The organism is Rubrimonas sp., assembly GCF_036788415.1.
In the GTDB taxonomy this organism is placed as follows: Bacteria; Pseudomonadota; Alphaproteobacteria; order Rhodobacterales; family Rhodobacteraceae; genus Rubrimonas.
Map to the genome: position 1 here is coordinate 1 of NZ_DAIQNN010000158.1, position 4,590 is coordinate 4,590.

Below are 4,590 nucleotides of genomic sequence, written 5' to 3' on the forward strand. Positions count from 1 at the left end.
GAGGCCACCGGCTACGACATCGAGGAGATCGACCGCGAGAACGCCGCCGACGCCGAGCGCGCGGCGGGGCTAGGCCTCGCCTACCGCGCCAGCCCCGGCGAGACCCAAGGCGCGCGCGCCACGCCCGAGGCGCTATGATCCGGCGCGGCGCGATCCGCGCCAGAGAGCCGGGCGCACACCCGATGGCGTCGTCTACGATCTACCGGATGACGGGGCGCGTCGTGGCGACGATCAAGGACTTTCCGACAATGCACCGGTCGACCCAAATCTGACGCCTGAGATGCCGAACGCGGTGACGAACCGGCGCTGGAGCAGGTTCTTCCGGCGAAGGCTGATGCACTCTGCCAACGGCGACACTGGCTGACCCACAGTCCGGCGCAAGCCTGCGGGTCAGCGTCGTGCGCGAGCAGCTCAGCCGCAGTCGCCGCCAAGTGAGGCGCAAACAACCGATACCTGATAGGCGTTGGCGCTCACGCACCGACCCAGCTTCTGAACCACCGTCAGAACGTCGCCCGGCGTCAGCGCACGCGTAAGCCCGATGGGCGAGCCCGAACCGTCGCCAATCTCATTTAGCCCTGCATCGTAGACGATGACATGAGCGCTCGGCACGGCGTCGGTCACGGTCACGAAGGTGTCTCCCACCAAGGGCTGAGCGATCTTCGGCGCATTTAGGCGTTCGCAGGGCCGAGTTTCGGGGAAAGAGACCTTCGTCGCCTCGCAGAGCTCCGATACGACCGAGATTTGTTCGCCGGCCTGCAGCGGATGGCCGAGGCCGCCGGCGATGTCGACTTCAGGGTTCCAATCGACGGCGGTGGAGAAGGTTGCGATGTCCCCCGCCGCTGACTCCGAAACCACAGTGAGGGCGCCACGCGGCAGGTTCTTCAGGCTCACGAGTTCCTGCCCTACCACTGGTGGGGTGGGGTCGACCGTGGGCACGGGGAAGGGCGAAGGTTCCACGACTGCGGTCTCATCGCCGCTGATGCCGCTCTTGTCCTCGCAGATGGACTGCTGCGCAGAATAGCGGTGGCCCAGCACGAAGGGCCGGATCGCAGGCGCGAGATTCGTCCAGTCGCCGCCTGTGCCGTAGGTCACGGGGTTCGCGCCGTTGGTGAACACGGTGATCTTGGCGCCGCGCACGTGGCGGACCGCGATCACCCGCCCGCACTCGTGGATCAGAGTCGGGTCGATCTCGGGTGTCGGAAGACCGTTCGGATAAGCCACTTTGTGGTCCGTCACCGTGACCGGCTGGCTTTCGGCCGAGATGGCTCCGTCCTCCTCCTGGATCGCGGAAACCTTCTGGCCCGTCACCAGCGCCGGCACCGGGACGATGGTCTGGCTCGGCTTGGCGACCGTGACTGTTGCGACGTCGGTTCCGTCGATCCGAACGGTCAGCTTGGCTCCGTAGCTGGCGCCCGAAACCTCCACCGCTTCGGCGCACGCGTAGAGCGGGCCAAGCACGACAGGCGGTCCCAATGTCTCGGGGTCGTCTCGCACATCAGGCGGCGGCACCTCGGTCGGCGGCCGCGGACTCTGGTTGCAGAACGCCAGCATCGCCTGCGCATGCGCGTCGTGCGCGCTGCCGAGCCCGGGCATGGTGTTGCCGATGGCGCTCGCAACTATGACGCTGCAATACTGAGAGCGGCTTCCATCATAGCCAGCACGCCACGCGTTGAGCGCGAGAACGTCGGGGAACCGCCCGAACTGCGCCTGGTTGTGGCAGCTGAGGCAACTCGCGTCGCTGTCTGGCGGCAGCGGGTTTATCGGCACTTGGTTGATCGCCTGGAAGGGCCCCGGGTTCTGCGGCCAGCTGGGCTTTATGAGCGGCGAATGCCATTGCTGCGGTCGGTTGTCCGGCCAAAGGTCGAGCGGCCCGCCCGGATGCACCACATAAGGGTTCTCACCGGCATGGCAGTCGGTGCAGACGCCGTTCCAGAGGTCGTCGCCTGAGATCAGATCCTCTGGGTTCAGCTTTTCGTCTTTGCCGACAGTAGAGGCGTCGTAGAAGCAGGCGTTGCTGCTCTCTGTTCCAAGGCAGATGATGCCGAGGGCAGAGATCGTCTGCGCGTTCGAGAACCGGGGCAGCGCCACGCAAATCCCCGCCGGCGAGTCGCTGTCGGCGCGCCAGACCTGCGTCGGATTGCCGAACCCGAGGAAGTTGGTCGTGAGGTCGCCTTCGTAGATCCATCCGCCGCCGTTCCATTGCGGCGGCACCGGCACGCCTGCGCGCCGGCACTCAGCGATGTACTCTCGGCCCGCGGCGCTGGTAGCCTTAAGGAGGATGCCCTCCCTGGTGGCGAATTCGACGATGTCGCGCGGCAGGTTCTCCCGCGGATCGATGCGCTCTCGGAAGCCTTCGAGACCGAGAATCCCCATATACCAGCTCTTACGCAGGATTTTGTTTCGCGCGTCGAGCAACGCCTGGTCGCGCGGCTCGGCGCGCTGGCTCAACAGTTCCATAAGCAAAAATCGAGTGGTCATGTCATTGGCGCCGAAGCGCTCGGCGAGCAGCTGCCGTTGGCGTTCGTCCGCGGCGCGCGCGTCATCGTCCGACCACCGCTGCAGCCGGTCGATGTAGAAGTCGATCGCCTCGCGGATAAAGGTCAGACTTGGCTCGATGCGCTTGCCGGAGGGATCGAAAACTTCACCGTGGGCGACGAAGCCGATGGGGTCGCCGGCGAAGCGCGCGACTGGCGGGCGGGTCTCTCCCACCGCGGCGGCTGGGCTGGTCTGCGCGGAAACGGCTGCGGGCAGAACCATAAGCCCGATCGAAATCGCGCAGAAATAGTGTGAAATCACGCGTCTCATGAGTTCCTCCACGATCGGTGCGCAATCAGGCGAAAGGCAAGCGAGAGGGAGCAGTTGAGACTCTACTAGACCGATTGTAGCATGTTCTACCGTTGGATTCACCACTCGGCTTGTTTTCGGGCGGATATTGGGAAACGCGCTTGTGGAATGGCGTGGGTCCAGACGTCGATCTGCGGGATAAGCAACTGATTGACGTGGCATGCGAAGGATCGCGTGGGCGCCACTTTCCATCTCGGAGAGAGCAACCGCAGGCGAGTTGACCAGATCGCTGTCGCCGGCGGCCGCTACGGTGACGGCGACCACGGCAGGGGGAAGCGTTCAGGGGACAGCGTCGTTTGGGGCGCGTGTCGCTGGCCAGCGGGCAATTCACTTCACTGGCGATCTTGGAGCCGGTTGCGGCCCTTGACACTGTCGCCCCTGCGCTCAGCCTGGAGTGTGATCGAAAGCGCCGCGTCATGCTGACCGGCCGTCGCACCTCCTCCGCTGCCGAGGCGCTCTTTGCCGCTCGAACGAGTGCGACGGCTGCGAACCTACCATAAGTGGCGCGGCGACGCTGGAGCATCTGCGCGCGCTCGTCATCGCAGATCGAGGCCGTTCTCGCGGGCGCGCTGGACCTACCGGGCTACGCGCGGGAGCCTGCGCGATATCGCGCCGAGCAGTGGATCCCGCCGCGCTGGGACTGGGTCGATCCGCTCAAGGACATCCAGGCGCAGGTGCTGGCGATCGAGGCGAGGCTCTTGTCGCGGCGCAAGGCGGTCGAGGCCAGCCGCACGGCGGGTGTGGGCCGTCGCCCGGCGATACATGAGCCTTGAGACGCTTGCCCGCGTCACCAATACTGCCACCGTCAGGCTGCCCGCCGTGGCCGCCTGAACCGAGACCGAACCTCTTCGAGGGCCGGCGCTTCCACACCACATATTGGGACATGACCTGGGCGGAACCGCTGTCGCCGGCGCCGCCCTCGTGGGGCTGATCATCAAACCGCTCGTCTGGATTCCCGCCGCTGGACTGGCCGTCGGCACAGTCGCTGTTGAAGGCGGCTGCTAACTCGCGGGTCTGAAAGCACAGCGGTTGAAGCGAAGGCGGGCGCTCTCGGCGCCCGTCGACATCGCGTTCAGTTGTTCGCCTTGTCGACCAGCGCGCCGGCCTTGAACAATGGCATCATCCCGCGCATCCGCTCGCTGACGAGCCGGCCCTGCGCAATGTCGCAACAGGGCGGTCGGGTCCCGCCTGGGTCGGCTATTTCGTTGACAAGAGCCTGTTCCGCCCTGTCGCATTCGACGAGAGCGAGGCGCGGCGGTCGGATCAAGAGCGCCATTGCGTCGCAGCCCGGAAATCGACGCGCGGCGCCTGGATTCCAGGCGCCGCGCGTGACGGCCTTCAGCGCCGGATTACTGGCCTTTCCACGCGGTGCGGGCGGCGGCGTCGCGCAGGATCGCGCGATTCTCGTCGGTAGCCGGCGGCTCGGACTCGCCGAAGATCGCCGCCATCCAGTGGCCGTCGGTGGGGTTGGGGAACACGATGTATTTGGTTCCGAACAGCGCCCGGTCGGCCTCCATCTCAGCGACGCGGCCGTCCACGTCGCCCTTGAGGTAGTATTTGCGGCGGAAGTCGTTGAGGTTGTCGCCGAGGAAGGCCACCACCTCGAAGCGCTCCATGATCTCGTCCTGCTTCTTCTCCTTGTTGGAGGTGTCGCGCAGCACGGTCAGGTGGTCGTCGTCGGCGAAGGGATAGCCGAGCGCCTTCAGATGGCCCATCGCGTAGTCATAGGTGTTCTCGCCCTGCTCG

General features: G+C 65.9%; 3 protein-coding genes. 1 reads left to right on the top strand and 2 read right to left on the bottom strand.

The features are described 5' to 3' along the window. Positions 1-411: 411 nt before the first annotated feature. The gene (locus tag V7Q31_RS17555) at positions 412-2,805 is read right to left on the bottom strand and encodes a hypothetical protein (protein WP_333835148.1); all 2,394 of its coding nucleotides are present in this window, start codon (positions 2,803-2,805) and stop codon (positions 412-414) included. Between the two features lie 539 nt (positions 2,806-3,344). Between V7Q31_RS17555 and V7Q31_RS17560 the strand changes: the two genes are divergently transcribed. Continuing rightward, positions 3,345-3,617, top strand: a complete 273-nt coding sequence (locus V7Q31_RS17560; protein WP_333835150.1) for a hypothetical protein — start codon at positions 3,345-3,347, stop codon at positions 3,615-3,617. A 576-nt stretch (positions 3,618-4,193) separates the two neighbouring features. Here the strand turns inward: V7Q31_RS17560 and V7Q31_RS17565 are convergent. Further along, positions 4,194-4,590: HAD family acid phosphatase (locus tag V7Q31_RS17565; protein ID WP_333835149.1), on the bottom strand; the 397-nt coding region annotated here is incomplete at its 5' end.